This window comes from Collinsella stercoris DSM 13279 (assembly GCF_020735465.1).
GTDB classification, from domain to species: domain Bacteria; phylum Actinomycetota; class Coriobacteriia; order Coriobacteriales; family Coriobacteriaceae; genus Collinsella; species Collinsella stercoris.
Genome location: NZ_CP085935.1, coordinates 1,269,516 through 1,285,261, shown reverse-complemented (window position 1 = coordinate 1,285,261; position 15,746 = coordinate 1,269,516). Strand labels below are relative to the sequence as shown.

Genomic DNA, 15,746 nt, shown 5'->3' with positions numbered 1-15,746 from the left:
GGACGAGCCCTGGGACCTCGAGGGGCGCTTGACGTCTGGCGTCATGGCGACGGCTCTGCCTGTGCGCGCGGTTGGCGGCAGCGAGGCGTTCTCCGTCTTCGCGGATCCCTATGAGAACACGGAGCGTTTCGGCGTCGACCGCAAGACCTCGCCATTCCAAAACGCGGGCGCGATGCAGGGGTGCAAGGTGGTGACGGCCAAGGTCGAGGCGACGTATGACGGCCCGCGCGCCGTGTTGGGCGACGTTCTCGTCGCGAGCGGCGAGGTTCCGGATGAGTTCTACGTCGATGAGGAGAAGCTCGCCAAATGGCGCTATTTCAAGGGCGGCAAAAGCGAGCCCCGCGTGAACAAGAAAACGGGGCACGAGTACCGGTATGCCGAGGGGGCCATGGCGTTCCCCGATCTCGTGGACGCGCCGGCGCGAACGATCCTCACAAGTGAGGGGGGGTGCCGCTTCTCGAAGCAAGCACATCGTGGCCGCGCCGGATGGGCGCTTCCGCCGTCTGGTGCCCGACGAGTTGGATCAGTTGCAGGGCTTTCCCAAGGGCTGGACGGACACGGGCATGACCGACATCAACCGTGCGTTCTGCATGGGAAACGCGCTCGTGGTGGGGATCCCGCATTTGATAGGCCAGGTAATCGCATCGAGTCTCGACGGTGCGGAGGGCTCTGAGTAACGAGCTGGCTCCAATGCACTTCTATCTATTGGAGCCAGCTGATTAACTAATCTTGGGTCAGCATCTTGACGAGAGCCTCGAGCATGATTTGTGCGCGTTCGTGTAGGAACTTCCTTGCTGTTTCGGGTTTGCCGGTTTTTAAATCGATGTCGGCGTCAAGGAGGCATTTTCCGTCAAAGATGTATTCTCTTTCTCCATTGAAGGCGAAAAGCTCGCCGCCTGAGGCGGGCAACGTTGTCGAACCTTTCGATCTATTCTCAGAGGAGGATAGAAAGGCGATGTTTCCAAGATTGCCGCCGGGAAGCTTGTACGCTTTGTAGGCGTATTGACCGCTCTTTTTGCTTCGGAGGGTTTCACGTGATATCAGATGTTCGATATCATATAAGCTTTCGCAGTAGGCATGTGCATTGTTGTTTGCCAAAACGGTTAGCAGGGTTTTGGCGATGGGGTCGACGTTGATCGACTCGCTATTATCGATGGACTCCAGATACGATTGAGCTGCCGATTCCAGTTTTGCCTTGGAGAACGCAGAGCTGTTCGCATAGGTCAATGTGCCATCGATGTAATTGCCGAGGCGGGAATCGCCGGATCCTTTCCACTGATTGGTGAGCATATCTAGGACGAAACACCTAAAGAGGTTTCGCGTCGTTTCAGCATAGCCCATTTTCTTGTAGCCGGGCTTGGGCTCGAAGTCGGTTGAACGGATCGCGCCATAGCGTATGAACCACAGTGCCGCGAAGAAGGAGAGGAACTGTAGCTGTCCACTCGACTTTGAAGTCTCATATGCTTCTTTGGACCAGGTTTACGTAGGTATCTTGCAAAACGACCGTTAATCTCGCCATATTCCGAGAGTGTGCGTTCGATGAGTCGCTCAATGGCTGCGGGTGCGTTTTCGAATCCGGCATTCGCGAAGATGTCAGGCAGACCCGGTTGTCCCCCTTTCTTCCCGCGATTTCTTGGGGACGAATTCCAAAGGCTATGGCGAGCGTGTTGTAGCCGATCGTGTCGACAGTGTCGTCTTGCTCGATGGTTTTCGCTGGCCAGCAGGCACTGCACTGCTCTATGACTAGCTCCCCGAGGGCGCGGCAGAACTCCGGAAGAGTGACGACTCGCTCGCGCCTCATTTCTTCGGAGCTGAAGTCCTCTATTTCGAGCCCCTCGCGTGCATCTGTGAGGGATTCATAGCGGGAGATGGTGCGCTCAAGGATTTCGTTGGAATATTTCTCCTGGGAGAGCTGGATTTTATAGCGATTCCATTGGGCGGCGAAGACCTGATATTTCGTGAGTTTCTTGCCGCCCAGGTTCACATTCGCGAAGACCTCGGGAAGTTCTGATTTGTCACCTGTGAAGAAAACGCAGGGAATCTGAAGCGTAGAGAGATTGACGTACTCATCGAGGGCTTTGATGAGGTTTCCTTGGATGTCGACAATATCCAGGTCACTGGCGGAATTTGACGCCGGATAGATTTCCTTTATCTTTTTTGCCAGATAGGAGCTGGAGAGGTTGCGTGTGGTGGCGTGCAGACGCAGCATCTCCTTTATGGCAGCAACAAATTGGCTCTTCAATTTGGCCTGTGCGTCTTCTGGTTGCTGGTTGGCGCCAGTGAGCGACATGAGTGATTCGATGTGGCATGAGGCGTTTGCTTCGATGGGGAAGTACTCCTGAGGATTGCGCTGATACTCTCGAAGGGTGGTAAAACGCTGCTGACCGTCGATAAGGGAGTATTGTTCAGCGTTATCGTACTTGTATAAAAGTAGGGACCCGAAGGGAAATCCCCTGCTGATGTTGTCGATGAAGGCAAGTTTTTGAGATTTTGACCATACGATCGGCCGCTGGTACGTTGGGATGGTCATTTGGTTCTCAAGATCGACAAAGTTAATCGTCTCAATTCTGTAATTTGACATGTTGCCTCCCAGGTCCGTGCCCACTTCATTAGATCATGCTATCGGGAGTCAGATCAAGCGATGAGCGTGGACGGCTTCCTCAGGGGTGTGGAATGTCTTCACTGACTGGCGCGTGATAGTGCTCGGGGTGCATGCAGGGCGATGTCGAGGTCTTGAGGGATTACTCCGCCGCACTCGGGATATTCGAGGAGTATGCGAACGGCGGTTTCCAGTTCATCGAGGCAGAACTCGACCGCAACGTGTCATCCGAGGAGCTCGCGAACGATGCCATCGCCGATCTTGAGGCCCTGCACAAGGAGTACATGGGCGGAGGCGATGAAGGGCGTACGGATGCGGTCAATGGATAGCGGCCGAACTCCATATCAGCCCACACATCTGCTTTGAGACGACTTGCCCGGCCCCGCGCGCGTTTTGTCCGCACGGGGTCGTACCTTTAAGCCATGAAAACGGCCGCGCTCGCAGGGCGCGGCATGGGGCTTGAAAGGGGTCCATCATGTACGAGCCGTCCCGCAATCTGTTCTCGTTCCATATCGCCGGGTTCCAGCACCACGATGGCGCGCTGGCCCTGGGCGAGCTCAAGGCCGGCGACACCCTGGAGCTCGTGCCCGAGCGAGACAATCCCTACGACGCGGAGGCCATTGCGGTCAAATTCCATGGCACTATGCTCGGCTATATTCCCGCTGACTCGGTCGGTCCGCTTTCGACCCTGTTCTTCTATGGGCACGGCGCTGCCTTCGAGTGCCGCGTGCTCCAGGTCGCTCCTGAGCGCAGCCCCTGGCATCAGATCCGCGCCGCCGTGTTCGTGCGCGACGCACGATAGAATGGCGGCATGAGTCCATTCGAGCCCTTTGGAGGAGTGCGTGACGCTGGCAATGCGCATCGGGCCGGTCCACCGCGACCGCGAACGATATCGCGACTTGCTGCTGCTCGCCGACGAGCAGTGGGACATGGTCGAGCGCTACCTCCACCGAGGCGAGATGTTCGCGGCGTATGCGGAGGATGAGACCCGCACCAAGGCAGGCTCCGCGCTCGTGCCTGATCGAGCGCTCGGGTGCATGATCGTGACTGACGAAGGCATCGATGAGCGGGGACTTCACATCGCCGAGGTGAAGAGCCTTGCCGTCGATCCGACACATCAACGCAGCGGTATTGGCCGGGCTCTCCTGGAATTCGCCGCTCGACATGCGACCCGCGAGTACGACATATTGCGGGTCGGTACGGGCGACAGTCCTCTGACCGTTCCCTTTTACGAGGCGTGTGGCTTCACGCGTTCGCATGTGCTGCCGAACTTCTTCATCGAGAATTACGATCACCCCATTGTTGAGGCTGGAGTTCAGCTGAAGGACATGGTCATACTCGAAAGGCGACTGTAGCTGCGGAAGTCGCGTTCGACGTCCTGGGTCGTCGCAGGTATCGCAACCCGTTCTCCCGGTCTCGAACGACCTGCGCGGCCTTTTGTCCGCACGGGCGGGTATAGTCTGACGGTAAGGAATATGCAGCGGCGTGCGTAGGGCGCGCCCGGGCGTTGTGGCGGAGCGAGGAGCGCATATGAACCAGATCACGTGCCCCAAGTGCGGGACGGTCATCAATCTCGATGAGAGCGATTACGAGGGTATCGTTCGCCAGGTGCGTGACGATCAGTTCGCCCATGAGGTGGAGGAGCGCGCCGCCTCGCTGCGCCGCGAGCACGAGCAAGCCCTCGAACTTGCCCGTTCTCAGGCCAAGGCCGAACTCGACCGCGTGGTGACCGCCCAAAAGGCGCAGCTCCAGGAGGCACTCGCCCGCAGCTCAGCCGAGCTGCAGGAGGTCAAGGCTCGCAGTGCGTCAGAGTTGCAGGAGGCCCGTGCCGCCGGCGCCGCGGCTCTGCAGCAGGCCCAGTCTGCCGGGGCCGCTCAGCTCGCAAAGGAGCAGAGCGAGCGTACGGCCGAGCTCATGCGCGTTCGCGCCGAGGCGGATGCCCGCATCGCCGAGCTCTCCGCCAAGCTCGAGTCCGCCGTTGAGGAGCGCGAGTCTGCGGTGAAGGTCGCCGCCCAGCGCGAGCGCATGGTCGCCCAGCAGGACGCTGCCGATCAAAAGGATGAGCTCCGCGAACAGCTGGCCGCGCGCGATGCGCAGATCGCCTCGCTCAAGGCCCAGTTGGACGCTGGTGCCACCCAGCGCGACCTTGCGGTGACGCGGGCGGTGACCGAGGCGCGTACAACATTTGAGGAGGAGCGCGCCAAGCTCGCCCGTGACCTGGACGCCGCCCGCTTCGAGCTCTCCCATGAGCAGGAGGTCCGCGCCGCCGAGAAGCAGCAGATCGAGACCGCCCACGCGCTCGAGATCGAGCAGGCCCGCAAGAGCGCGCAGGAGCTCATCCGCTACAAGGACGAGGAGATCGAGCGTCTGCGCGACATGAAGGCGCGCCTGTCAACCAAGATGGTGGGCGAGACCCTCGAGCAGCACTGCGAGACCCAGTTCAACCAGCTGCGTGCCACGGCGTTCCCGCATGCCTACTTCGAGAAGGACAACGACGCCTCCGACGGCACCAAGGGTGACTTCATCTTCCGCGAGTGCGATGAGGCCGGTAACGAGATCGTCTCGATCATGTTCGAGATGAAGAACGAGAACGACACCACGGCCACCAAGCACAAGAACGAGGACTTCTTCAAGAAGCTCGATTCGGACCGCAAGAAGAAGGGCTGCGAGTACGCGGTGCTGGTCACTCTGCTCGAGCCGGAGAGCGAGCTGTACAACGCGGGCATCGTGGACGTGAGCTATCGCTACGAGAAGATGTACGTGATCCGCCCACAGTTCTTCATTCCCATGATCACGCTGCTGCGCAACGCCGCCATGAACGCGCTTGCCTACAAGCAGGAGCTCGAGCTCGTGCGCCAACAGAACATCGATGTCACGGAGTTTGAGGAAAAGCTGCTGGGATTCCAGGAGGGCTTCAACCGCAACTACGACCTGGCAAGCCGCAAGTTCCAGACGGCTATCGACGAGATCGACGCCACCATCAAGCACCTGCAGAAGGTCAAGGACAATCTGATCTCGAGCGAGAACAACCTGCGTCTGGCGAACGACAAAGCCCAGGGGCTCAGCATCCGCAAGCTTACCTGGGGTAACAAAACCATGAAGGCGAAGTTCGACGAGGCCCGCGAGGGGGCGGAGCGCGCTGCCCGCGAGGGCGTCGCCGTCGAGGAGGCGCCGGGCGTCGATCCCGATTTTACGGATAGTTACGAGGTGTAGCGGACGATGGTGAAGAGCGAGGCGCGCCTGACGGCCGATGCGCTGAAGCGCAAGCGCGAGCGCGAGCAGGAAATCGTAAGCCAGATGATCGCCTTGTATTGCAAGGGCAATCATTCCGCGCATCGTTCGGCGCCGCTGCGAGAGCGGGGCGGCGAGATGCAGCAGATGCGGGAGGGGGCGGCCCTTCGGGAGCAGGATTTCGGGGAGCGGCGGGACCTCTGTCCCGAATGCGCCGAGCTCGAGGCGTATGCCCACGCGCGCAGCGAGCACTGCCCGTTCATGGAGGAAAAGACGTTCTGCTCGAATTGCACGGTGCACTGCTACCGACCCGAGATGCTCGAGCGCATCCGCACGGTGATGCGGTACGCGGGTCCGCGCATGCTCTTCCATCATCCCGTGATGGCGATATGCCATATGATTGAGTCGCAGCGCGAGCGACGGCGCATCCGCTCATCGCGATAGAAGAAACAATCTGATCTCGAGCGAGAACAACCTGCGTCTGGCGAACGACAAGGCCCAGGGGCCCAGCATCCGCAAGCTCACGCGGAACAACCCCACCATGAAGGCCGCGTTTGCCGAGGCCCGAGAGGAGCGTGCGCTCCCGGACGTCTACGCGTCCCGCTTGGGCGTGAGCGCGAAGGTCATCACGAGGAGCAGCGCCGTGAAGGCCATGACGAACGGCCAGCGCGTTGGATCGGAGATGCTCGACAGGCCGATGGTGAGTGAGCTCGCGAGCGCGATGGCGGGTGCCATGGCGCGGCGTACGCGTATGAGCGCGGGGGCGTCCTCGCACAGCGCCCCGCGGAGCGCCTCGGCGTAATACAGCGGCAGGATCAGCATGGTCATTGCCACCACGACCTCGGAGATGTCACCGTTGGGAAGCAGTCCCAGGGCGCTCACCACGGTATGCACGCCAACCCAGAACAACGTGGTGGCCAATGCGATCATGGCGCTCGCCACCGGGAAGCGCAGCGCCGCGTTCATGCGGCTCACGGTGCGCTCGCAAGGCATCATGTGGTGGAGCGCCAGGGACTGGGGCATGCGCAGGGTGGCGAGCACCATGCCGTTGGCACCTCCGAGCACGGCGATGAGCGCGATGACGTTGGGCAGCGCGCCGGCCTGCTCGCCGAAGAGCTTGACGAACATGAGCGAGAGGCTCGCATCGCCCGCCTCGATGACGGTCTGCGGCCCGAGGAAGCACGAGATGCCCACGAAGTATCCCAGGTAAAGCGCGAGAATGATGATGGGGGCGGCGATGAGCGCGCGGGGCAGGTTGCGGTGTGCATCCTTAAGTTCCGGCGCGATGCTCACTGCGGAGCTCCAGCCGTCGAAGGCGAAGGCGACGGGCGCCGCCGCGGCGATCCATGCGGTGCCGGCTGCCGGCGCGGCGGCGATGTCGGAGCTCAGCCGGGCGACCGGGTCGTTCACCATGAGGCCGATGACGCCCACGAGCACCAGCGGCAGGGCCTTGGCCAGCGTGGTGAGGTTTTGGAAGTAGCCGCTCAAGGTGGGCCACAGGATGTTCCACGCGGTGCAGGCCAGCAGGAACACCAGGCCGATGCCCATCTGCCAGGCAAACGTCCCAGGCAGGTTGAAGGTCATGCACGCGTACACGCCCACGACCCAGCTGAGCACCGAGCAGACGACGGGCATGTACAGGAAGGTGAAGTTCCAGCCGATGAACGCGGCTCGGTGCGGGCCCAGGAATTCCTCCGCGTAGGCGATCAGGCCTCCATGTCCGGTGGTACGCGCGGCAAAGCGGGCCAGGGTGAGGCCGCCGAAGATGATGGTCGTGGCGGCGAGCAGCATCATGGCGACGCCGAGCGCGACGTTGCCGCCGGTGGCGATGAGGATGTTGTCGGACTTGAAGAAGATGCCCGATCCGATGCAGATACCCACGATCAGGCAGATGGCGGTGAACAGCGAGTAGCGCTTCACCGGGGTCGCATCGGCGTTGAAGGCGATGCCCGCGTTGGCGGAGGAGCCTTCGGCGACGCCCGCGGCGTCCGTGCCAGCAGGGGAGCCTTCGTCGGCGGCGATGCCCTTACGGGCGGCGGAAGGGGCGGGTTCAGAAGAGGGGGTCATGGTTTCCTACCCAAGGCGTCGCATGCGGACGCTCATGTCGATGGGCTTGGCGGTGAAGGGCGCGGTGGTGGCGAGTCCGTTCACGCCGGTGGCCGCGTACTCCCCGGCGTTGCCCGGATTGACGCCGCCGGCGGCGATGATGGTGAGGCGCGGATCGAGAGCGCGCAGGTTGTCCACCAGTTCGGCGAGCTCGTCGATGGCAACCTTGTCGAGCTGGACGCCGTCGACGCCGGCCCAGGCAACAGCCCCGCGCGAGGCGGCGCAGGCGCGCGTGCAGGCGGCGTTGTGCCATGCGAGGGCGAGAGCCTGCTCGGCGTTCACCTCGACGAACAGCTTCTTCTCGATGCAGCGAGAGCGGATCTGGGGCAGTCGCTCTATGAACGCGTCGATTCCTCCCATGAACGAGAGGTGATGGTCGAACACGAGGACGGTCTCGGACAGGCCCAGGCGGTGGGGGAACGCGCCGCCGGCGATGGTGGCCTCAACGAGGAGGTCCTTCACGCCGGGCATGCTCTTGCGCGTGGTGAGGATCTCGCAGGACGGGTTGGCGGCATGCGCGGCATCGACCATCATGCGGGTCTTGGTGGCCACGGCGGAGAGGTGGTCGAACACGTTGAGGCAGACCTTCCAGGCCTGATGGAGCTGGGCGGCGGTTCCGCGAAGCGTCATGAAGGTCTGGCCCGCCTCGAGCTCCGTGCCGTCGGGCAGGATGCATGCGACGGTGCACCCGAGCTTGGAGGCGATGCGGGAGGCCACCTCGCCTCCGGCGAGCACGCAGGCCTCGCGGGTGAAGTACTCCATCTCTCCCGGTTGGGCGTCGACGCCCAGGATATGGCTGGTCAGGTCGATATAAGGTACGTCCTCGGTGATGAGCTCGTCGATGCGGGCGTCGGACAGGGTGACCATCGGTCCTCCATGGTTGCAGGGTTCTTGCTCCCATGCATTATAGCGGGGGCGTTTCGGCGCCGTTGCAGGCTGTTTGCCCCGATGTTTCCTTGAGATAAATCGGCCGCGCCCGCGACCACGCGTGCCGAACATGGGCGTACCATCTCCCGTGTCGCCTCGCAACGGAGCAGGCGGCGGCGCGGTCGGCACACGGTTGCCTTGACCGACGCACCTGGTTCAACGGCGAACCGAGCAAGTGGGGGCGCATATGTGCGCACCCCGGCGGGTCGCTGACTTCGACGGAGACTCGCCGGACGTAAACACGACCAGGGAAGTGATCGATATGTCCGACACAGTGTGTACGACCGCCGCGAGAACGCCGGCGTCCGGGACGTCCGAGGAAAGCGCCGCGTACTTCGAGAAACGCTCGCTCAAGCAGGGTTCTGTAAACTGGGTGCTGCTCATGGGCCTTGGCGTCGCCTATGTGATCTCCGGCGACTTTTCCGGGTGGAATTACGGAATCGCCCAAGGCGGCTGGCTGGGAATGGTTATCGCGTTTCTCGTGATGGGCGCGATGTACCTCTTCATGGTGCTGGGCCTCGCCGAGATGTCCTCCGCCATGCCCGTCGCCGGTGCGGGCTACGGCTTCGCTCGCCGTGCGCTCGGCAAAACCGGTGGCGCGCTCACGGGCTTCGCCATCCTGGTAGAGTATGCGATCTGTCCGGCGGCTATCTCGACATTCATCGCCGATTATGTGCATGCGCTCGGTCTGTTTTCCGAAGTCCCCTCTGCGCTCATCATTGCCGTGTTCTTTGCGGTGTTCGTGGGCATCCACATCCTGGGCGTCGGCGAGGCGCTCAAGGTGATCTTCGGCATCACGTTCATCGCCGTCGTGGCGCTCGGTGTCTATGTCGCGGGCATAGCACCCCATTTCTCTGCTGCGAACCTGTTCGACATCGCCCCGGAGGGCGCGGGCTCGAGCGTCGCCCTGCCGCACGGCATTGTGGGCGTGCTCTCGGCGTTGCCGTTCGGCATGTGGCTCTTCTTGGCCGTCGAGGGCGTGCCGCTGGCCGCTGAGGAGTCGAGCGACCCCAAGCGCGACATGCCCCGCGGCATCATCGGCGCCATGCTTCTGCTGTTGCTCACCGGCTCGTTGGTGCTCGTGCTCACCGCGGGTGGTGCCGGTGCGGCGTTCACGGGCTCCGCCGCAGCACCGCTGGTGGACGCGCTGAATGCGGTGGGGGAACCCATGCTCGCCACCTTTGTGAACTACGCCGGTCTGGCTGGACTCGTCGCTTCGTTCTTCTCCACCATCTACAGCGGCTCGCGGCAGGCTTTCGCGCTGTCCCGCGCCGGTTACCTGCCCAAGTTCCTCTCCGTCACCGGGTCGCGTAAGACGCCCCATGCCTCCCTGCTCATGCTTGGCATCCTCGGGTACGCGCTCGCTGTGGGCGTGGGCAACGGCAGTATCTTGCTGAACATGGCGGTCTTCTCCGCCTGCGTGTCCTACGCCATGATGAACCTCTCCCACATTCTGCTCCGCAAGAACGAGCCGGAGATGGAGCGCGGTTTCAGCGCCCCGGGTGGCAGCACAACCACCGTGATCTCGCTCGTGCTCTCGTTGGTGGCCATGTGTTCGACGTTCGTCGTTGACGTCCTCGCCGCTGTGTGCACCCTCGGCGTCCTCGTGGTGCTCATGACCTATTTCGCCCTCTATTCGCGCCATTACCTCGTGGGCAACGCTCCCGAGGAGGAGTTCGCTGCCCTTCAGGTGGCCGAGGCCGACCTCGCGTAAGGGCCTGTGCCCGCAACATGGAAAGGATTGCATCATGATCGCGAACAACTTGGGCGGTGCCGCCGGGCAGGGTCCCGCCGCGGCGGGCGCGCGCCCGGTGCATGAGAACGTTGGCATCCTCGAGTCGAACAGCTTCGATATGGGGCACATCGACGAGCTTGCCCCCGACCTGCGGAGCCTGGTGAGCCGCCGTGCCGCCTTGGGTCCCTGCTACCGCCTGTTCTATCAAAAGCCCCTGCATCTGGTGCGTGGTCGCGGCTGCCGCCTCTTTGACGCGGACGGCACCGAGTACCTCGACATGTACAACAACATCCCCTCGATCGGGCACAGCAACCCGTGCGTGACCAAGGCGGTGACCGAGCAGCTGCAGCTCATCAACACGCATACGCGCTACGTGCACGAGAACATCCTGGACTATGCGGATGAGCTGCTCGGGCTGCTCCCGCGCGCGATCGACCAGATCATGTTCATGTGCTCCGGGTCCGAGGCCAATGACCTCGCCGTGCGTTGTGCCCAGCTGTATTCGGGGGGCGAGGGCATCATCGTCACCGCCGAGGCCTATCACGGCAACACGGCGCTCATCTCGGGACTCTCGCCGTCAATCGGCAAGGACGTGCCCATGGGCCGCACCATGCGCATGATCCCCACGCCCGACACGTACCGGCTGGGCACCGATCACCTGGGCGCATGGATGTGCGCCCGCATCCAGGAGCAGATCGACGACATGCGCCGTCATGGCATCGAGTTCGCCGGCGTCCTGTTCGACAGCATTTTCTCCTCCGACGGTGTCATCCCGGGCAACCCCGGGTTTTTGAAGCCCGTCATCGACCTAGTGCACCGGGAGGGCGGCGTCTATATTGCCGACGAAGTGCAGCCCGGCTTCTGCCGCACGGGTGCGGCGTTTTGGGGCTTCGAGCGCCACGGGATCGTCCCCGACATCGTCACCATGGGCAAGCCTATGGCGAACGGCATCGCCTGCTCCGCAATGGCGATTAAGCGTGAGGTGCTCAAAGCGTTCGCGGACGGCAACCCCTACTTCAACACGTTCGCGGGCAACCCGGTTGCCATGGCGGCGGCCAAGGCGGTTCTATCCTACCTGCGCGAGGGGCACATGCTCGAGCATGTTGCCGAGGTGGGCGAGGCCCTCGTTCGGGTGCTCAACGAAGCCGGAGAGCGCCATCCCATGATTGGTGACATCCGCGGGACGGGACTGTTTGTGGGCGTGGACATCGTCAAGCCCGGCACTACCGAGGCGGACCGCGCCCGCGCCGTGCGTCTGATCGAGGTGCTGCGTGAGCACCGCGTGCTCGTGTCCCTGTGCGGGCCGTACGGTAACGTCCTCAAGATCCGTCCGCCGCTCGTGTTTGGTGCGGATGACCTCGACATGTTCGCTGACGCTCTCGAGGCCTCACTCAGCGAGATCGAGCACGTATAGGAAGGAGGCCCCATTATGGCCACGAATTTCGAGAATCCCGAGATGTTCCAGCGGGTGGCGAGCGAGGCGGCATCGCGATATCCCTACGAGCTCACTGCCTGCCGCCTGCTGGCGTTCTCCGAGAACGCGACCTACCTGGTGTACGACCCCGAGACCGACGAGAAGCTGTTCGTGCTGCGCGTGGGACGACCGGGTTATCACACCTACGAGGAGTATGAGAGCGAAATCGCCTGGCTGCGGCAGATCAACGACTACACGCCGCTCACCGTGGCGAATCCCATCGCCGCGCGCGACGGCTCCTACATCCAGGTCGTCGAGGTGCCGGAGGAGGATTTGACGTGCTATTGCATGGGCACGGAGTTTCTGACCGGCGAGACGCTCGAGCACGATAACGCGCCGGATGCCGCACCGCGCCACTTTGAGCTTCTTGGTGAGACCACGGCCTATCTGCATCGCCAGACCGAGATCTGGAACGGCACCAAGGACATTAAGCGCCCGCATTGGGATGTGGACACCATGATCGGGCCCGATGGCATCTGGGGCGACTGGCGCGACTACCCCGAGATGACGCCCGAGGCGGAGGTGGCGATTGCCCGGTGCTGCGAGATCATCAGGAAACGTCTCGAACGCTATGGCAAGACGCCGCAGAACTACGGCGTGATTCACGCCGACCTGCGCGACACGAACATCATCGTGGAGGGCGACGTCATCAAGGTCATCGATTTTGACGACTTCGGCTTCGGCTGGCATCTGCACGACCTGGCCGGCGCGCTCTCCTTCATCGAGGATCGAGAGGACGTTCCCGATCTGGTGAACGCCTGGCTGGACGGCTACCGCAAGGTTCTGCCGTTCACTGACACGGATTTCGTCGAGATCGACACGTTCATCCTGCAACGCAGGATCCAGATGATGGCGTGGCTCGGCAGTCATCAGGACTCGACGCCCGTCCAGGGGTACATGGAGGGTTTCCTGGAGGGGACGATGGGTCTCGTCAAGCGTTATCTCAGGCTGTTTGGATAAGAGGGGGATACGGTGAAGGAACTCGAGATCATCATCAACGGTGACAAGCTCGACCGTGTGGAGCAGCTGCTCTCACGGTTCAGCCGCAGCGGTATCTTTGTCACACAGGGGTTCGGCTACGGGCACCAGCAGGGATTCCACCAGGTATACACGCGTGACGACAATCGCGGCGTGAAGGTGCTGCCCAAGGTTTCGGTGCGCACGGTGGTGAGCGACGACAAAATCGAGCCGATCGTCGATCGACTGGTCGCCGAGCTGGGGAGCGCGACATTCGGCGACGGAAAGATCTTCATTCGCGATGTGACGGACGCGGTCCGCGTCCGCACGGGCGAGCGAGGGGACGAGGCGCTGTAGACGGCGCGGAGGCGAGGTGCGGCAGGTCCACAGGGGTGGGCTCTCGCGAATGTTCAACGCTGACGCGATGCCTGTGGATGCCTACGGAGGCGGGCGCTGCGGGCGCCCTGCGACTAACGGAGGCCGTCATGCTCGACGAGATCGGCGAGTATGACGGCCTTTGCAATCTCGGGAAGTGGCGTGCGGGTCATCATGGACACATGCCGCAGGCTCCCGTAGGCCTCGTTCTCGCACAGACCCTTCTGCATGAGGATGGCTTTGGCGTGGTCGATGTCGATGCGCGTCTCCAGCATCCGCTCGAGATGGCGGATGCGCTTGGCCATTTCCTTTGAGCCAGCGTTCTCTGCACGCTCGTTTGCACTGTTGATTGAGTTGCGGTTGGTGTGGCTCTCCATGGGTGTCTCCCTCTTGATGCGTGTGGGCGCACGCGCCCGTTGCAGCGAGTATAGAACTCCGGCGTTGCAGAGCCGTTGCCACTCGTTTGCAAGAGGGTATCGGCTTGGTAACGGTGTGCCCGATGGGTCGGAGTTCCGGTCTGGTACGGGCTTGCTCGCCAATGGGGTCGCAGCTCCGTTCGCGTTGCCTCTTCAAGTACAATAGGGCTCGTATATCCTCATCTTGTCCTAGGAGACCCTATGGATCTCAACAAGCGTCCCGACGACATGGTCCGCATCACCACCCCTGAGCTCGCTCAGGCCTTTATCGCCGAGCAGGTCGCCGCCTGCCGCGAGCAGATCGGCGACAAGAAGGCCCTTCTGGCCCTGTCCGGCGGCGTGGACTCCTCCGTGGTCGCGGCCCTGCTGATCAAGGCCATCGGCAAGCAGCTCATCTGCGTGCACGTGAACCACGGCCTCATGCGCAAGGGCGAGTCCGAGCAGGTCGTCGACGTGTTCCGCAACCAGCTCGACGCCAACCTCGTCTATGTTGACGCTACCGACCGCTTCCTGTCCCTGCTCGACGGCGTTGCCGAGCCCGAGGCCAAGCGCAAGATCATCGGCGCCGAGTTCATCCGCGTGTTCGAGGAGGAGGCCCGCAAGGTCGGCGACGAGGTTTCCTTCCTCGCCCAGGGCACCATCTACCCCGATATCCTCGAGTCCGACGGCGTGAAGGCCCACCACAACGTGGGCGGTCTGCCCGATGACCTGCAGTTCGAGCTCTGCGAGCCCGTCCGCCTGCTGTACAAGGACGAGGTCCGCGTGGTTGGTCGCGAGCTCGGCCTGCCCGAGAATATGGTCGAGCGCCAGCCCTTCCCGGGCCCCGGCCTGGGCGTGCGCTGCCTCGGCGCCATTACCCGCGATCGCCTGGAGGCCCTGCGCGAGGCTGACGCGATCCTGCGCGAGGAGTTCGCCGCGGCCGGCCTCGAGGGCAAGGTTTGGCAGTACTTCGTGTCCGTGCCTGACTTTCGCGTCACCGGCGTGAAGGAAGGCAAGCGCCTCTACGAGTGGCCGGCGTTCATCCGTGCTGTCAACACTGTCGATGCCATGACCGCCGAGGTGCCCGAGCTCGATTGGGCGCTTCTCAAGAAGATCGGCGATCGCATTGCCTCCGAGGTCGACGGCATCTGCCGTGTGCTTTACGACCTCACTCCGAAGCCCTGCGGCACGATCGAGTTCGAGTAACATTATCGCTTCGCGCTTGGCATGCGCATCGTGAGCATATAACTCAGGCCGGCTCCTTATGGGGCCGGCCTTTTTGCGTGTGATTACACAAAGCTAATGCGAAGATTCTTCCCGAGCCCGTGCGCAACTTTTGCCAGTGTGGCAACGGAAGGATTGCCGTTGCCATTTTCCAGCCGGCATAGGTTTGAGGCCCGCATTCCGCAGCGTTCTGCAAGCTCTTTCTGGCTCAATCCTGCGGCAAGCCGCGCCTCAACAATGCTTCTCATGACTTCGCGTTCGGCTTGTTGCTCGTCCCACTCGGCGCGGAATGAGGAATCGTTGAGGGCGTCCTCGAGATGCTCTCTCATGTTAGTCATGGCGCGACCTCCAGTCTTCTCTATAGTGTTTTGCCTTTTCTATTTCCTTCCTCGGCGTGCGCTGGGTCTTTTTAATGAACCCATTTGTCACAATTGCGCGGTTGCCGAGAAAAAAGAAATAGAGCAGGCGCGTGATGTTTGATCCTTGGGGAGTTCGCAGTTCGTAGATGCCGTCTTCAAGGTGCCGAGCGAAAGGCATGGGGAGCCTCTCGCCATATTCTTCGAGCAGGAGCAATCTACCGAAGGTCTTCGCTTTCATCTTTGGGTCAAGCCCATCGATAAACTCACGTGCCGGCTGACGCCCTTTGTCATCTTCGTAGTACAGAACCTCCACGGAATCACACTCCTAAAGTTACCATATATGATAAGTATCGGCAACTCTTTA

General features: G+C 62.1%; 18 protein-coding genes. 11 read left to right on the top strand and 7 right to left on the bottom strand.

Going from position 1 to position 15,746, the window contains the following annotated elements; all coding sequences use genetic code 11:
• Positions 1-374: 374 nt before the first annotated feature.
• Positions 375-677, top strand: a complete 303-nt coding sequence (locus tag LK434_RS10555; RefSeq protein ID WP_227917908.1) for a DNA cytosine methyltransferase — start codon at positions 375-377, stop codon at positions 675-677.
• A 46-nt stretch (positions 678-723) separates the two neighbouring features.
• Here the strand turns inward: LK434_RS10555 and LK434_RS05515 are convergent, their stop codons facing one another.
• Entirely contained in the window at positions 724-1,290 is a 567-nt protein-coding gene (locus LK434_RS05515; protein WP_148334464.1) for a hypothetical protein, read from the bottom strand.
• Positions 1,291-1,456: 166 nt separating this feature from the next.
• Positions 1,457-2,581 carry a DUF262 domain-containing protein gene (locus LK434_RS05510; RefSeq protein WP_006720218.1) on the bottom strand — a complete coding sequence of 375 codons (1,125 nt, stop codon included), beginning with the start codon at positions 2,579-2,581 and terminating at the stop codon, positions 1,457-1,459.
• Between the two features lie 131 nt (positions 2,582-2,712).
• Between LK434_RS05510 and LK434_RS05505 the strand changes: the two genes are divergently transcribed.
• The 5 genes from LK434_RS05505 (at position 2,713) to LK434_RS05485 (ending at position 6,274) form a co-directional block, all read left to right on the top strand.
• Positions 2,713-2,928: a hypothetical protein gene (locus LK434_RS05505; RefSeq protein ID WP_006720219.1), complete on the top strand. Its 216-nt coding sequence runs from the start codon at positions 2,713-2,715 to the stop codon at positions 2,926-2,928.
• A gap of 146 nt (positions 2,929-3,074) precedes the next feature.
• Positions 3,075-3,401: an HIRAN domain-containing protein gene (locus LK434_RS05500; protein ID WP_006720220.1), complete on the top strand. Its 327-nt coding sequence runs from the start codon at positions 3,075-3,077 to the stop codon at positions 3,399-3,401.
• A 40-nt stretch (positions 3,402-3,441) separates the two neighbouring features.
• Entirely contained in the window at positions 3,442-3,954 is a 513-nt protein-coding gene (locus LK434_RS05495; protein ID WP_198002263.1) for a GNAT family N-acetyltransferase, read from the top strand.
• A gap of 175 nt (positions 3,955-4,129) precedes the next feature.
• A complete protein-coding gene (locus tag LK434_RS05490) occupies positions 4,130-5,812 on the top strand; it encodes a DUF2130 domain-containing protein (protein WP_006720222.1) in 1,683 nt (560 codons plus the stop codon).
• A gap of 6 nt (positions 5,813-5,818) precedes the next feature.
• Positions 5,819-6,274: a nitrous oxide-stimulated promoter family protein gene (locus LK434_RS05485; RefSeq protein WP_006720223.1), complete on the top strand. Its 456-nt coding sequence runs from the start codon at positions 5,819-5,821 to the stop codon at positions 6,272-6,274.
• A gap of 147 nt (positions 6,275-6,421) precedes the next feature.
• On the opposite strand, the gene LK434_RS05480 is transcribed toward LK434_RS05485, so the two are convergent.
• Positions 6,422-7,897, bottom strand: coding sequence for an APC family permease (locus LK434_RS05480; protein ID WP_006720224.1), 1,476 nt, complete (start codon positions 7,895-7,897; stop codon positions 6,422-6,424).
• A gap of 6 nt (positions 7,898-7,903) precedes the next feature.
• Positions 7,904-8,803: a ModD protein gene (gene modD, locus LK434_RS05475; protein WP_006720225.1), complete on the bottom strand. Its 900-nt coding sequence runs from the start codon at positions 8,801-8,803 to the stop codon at positions 7,904-7,906.
• 322 nt (positions 8,804-9,125) lie between these two features.
• Here modD and eat point away from each other — a divergent pair, with 322 nt between their 5' ends.
• Genes eat through LK434_RS05455 form a run of 4 tightly spaced genes read left to right on the top strand, consistent with a single transcriptional unit; the run spans position 9,126 to position 13,386 of the window.
• A complete protein-coding gene (gene eat, locus LK434_RS05470) occupies positions 9,126-10,577 on the top strand; it encodes an ethanolamine permease (protein WP_040360526.1) in 1,452 nt (483 codons plus the stop codon).
• Positions 10,578-10,611: 34 nt separating this feature from the next.
• Positions 10,612-12,012, top strand: a complete 1,401-nt coding sequence (locus LK434_RS05465; protein ID WP_006720228.1) for an aspartate aminotransferase family protein — start codon at positions 10,612-10,614, stop codon at positions 12,010-12,012.
• Positions 12,013-12,027: 15 nt separating this feature from the next.
• Entirely contained in the window at positions 12,028-13,032 is a 1,005-nt protein-coding gene (locus LK434_RS05460; RefSeq protein WP_006720229.1) for a phosphotransferase enzyme family protein, read from the top strand.
• Between the two features lie 12 nt (positions 13,033-13,044).
• Positions 13,045-13,386, top strand: coding sequence for a P-II family nitrogen regulator (locus LK434_RS05455; protein WP_006720230.1), 342 nt, complete (start codon positions 13,045-13,047; stop codon positions 13,384-13,386).
• Between the two features lie 113 nt (positions 13,387-13,499).
• Here the strand turns inward: LK434_RS05455 and LK434_RS05450 are convergent, their stop codons facing one another.
• Positions 13,500-13,781 carry an ANTAR domain-containing protein gene (locus LK434_RS05450; RefSeq protein ID WP_006720231.1) on the bottom strand — a complete coding sequence of 94 codons (282 nt, stop codon included), beginning with the start codon at positions 13,779-13,781 and terminating at the stop codon, positions 13,500-13,502.
• 240 nt (positions 13,782-14,021) lie between these two features.
• On the opposite strand from LK434_RS05450, the gene guaA reads away from it, so the two are divergent.
• Positions 14,022-15,005 (top strand): glutamine-hydrolyzing GMP synthase, encoded by a 984-nt coding sequence (guaA, locus tag LK434_RS05445; RefSeq protein ID WP_006720232.1) that lies wholly within the window; start codon positions 14,022-14,024, stop codon positions 15,003-15,005.
• An 83-nt stretch (positions 15,006-15,088) separates the two neighbouring features.
• Here guaA and LK434_RS05440 read toward each other — a convergent pair whose 3' ends face one another.
• Both LK434_RS05440 and LK434_RS05435 read right to left on the bottom strand, forming a co-directional pair.
• Entirely contained in the window at positions 15,089-15,361 is a 273-nt protein-coding gene (locus tag LK434_RS05440; RefSeq protein WP_006720233.1) for a helix-turn-helix domain-containing protein, read from the bottom strand.
• Positions 15,354-15,695 carry a type II toxin-antitoxin system RelE/ParE family toxin gene (locus tag LK434_RS05435; protein WP_006720234.1) on the bottom strand — a complete coding sequence of 114 codons (342 nt, stop codon included), beginning with the start codon at positions 15,693-15,695 and terminating at the stop codon, positions 15,354-15,356. Before LK434_RS05435 ends, LK434_RS05440 begins: the two co-directional genes overlap by 8 nt.
• Positions 15,696-15,746: the final 51 nt, after the last annotated feature.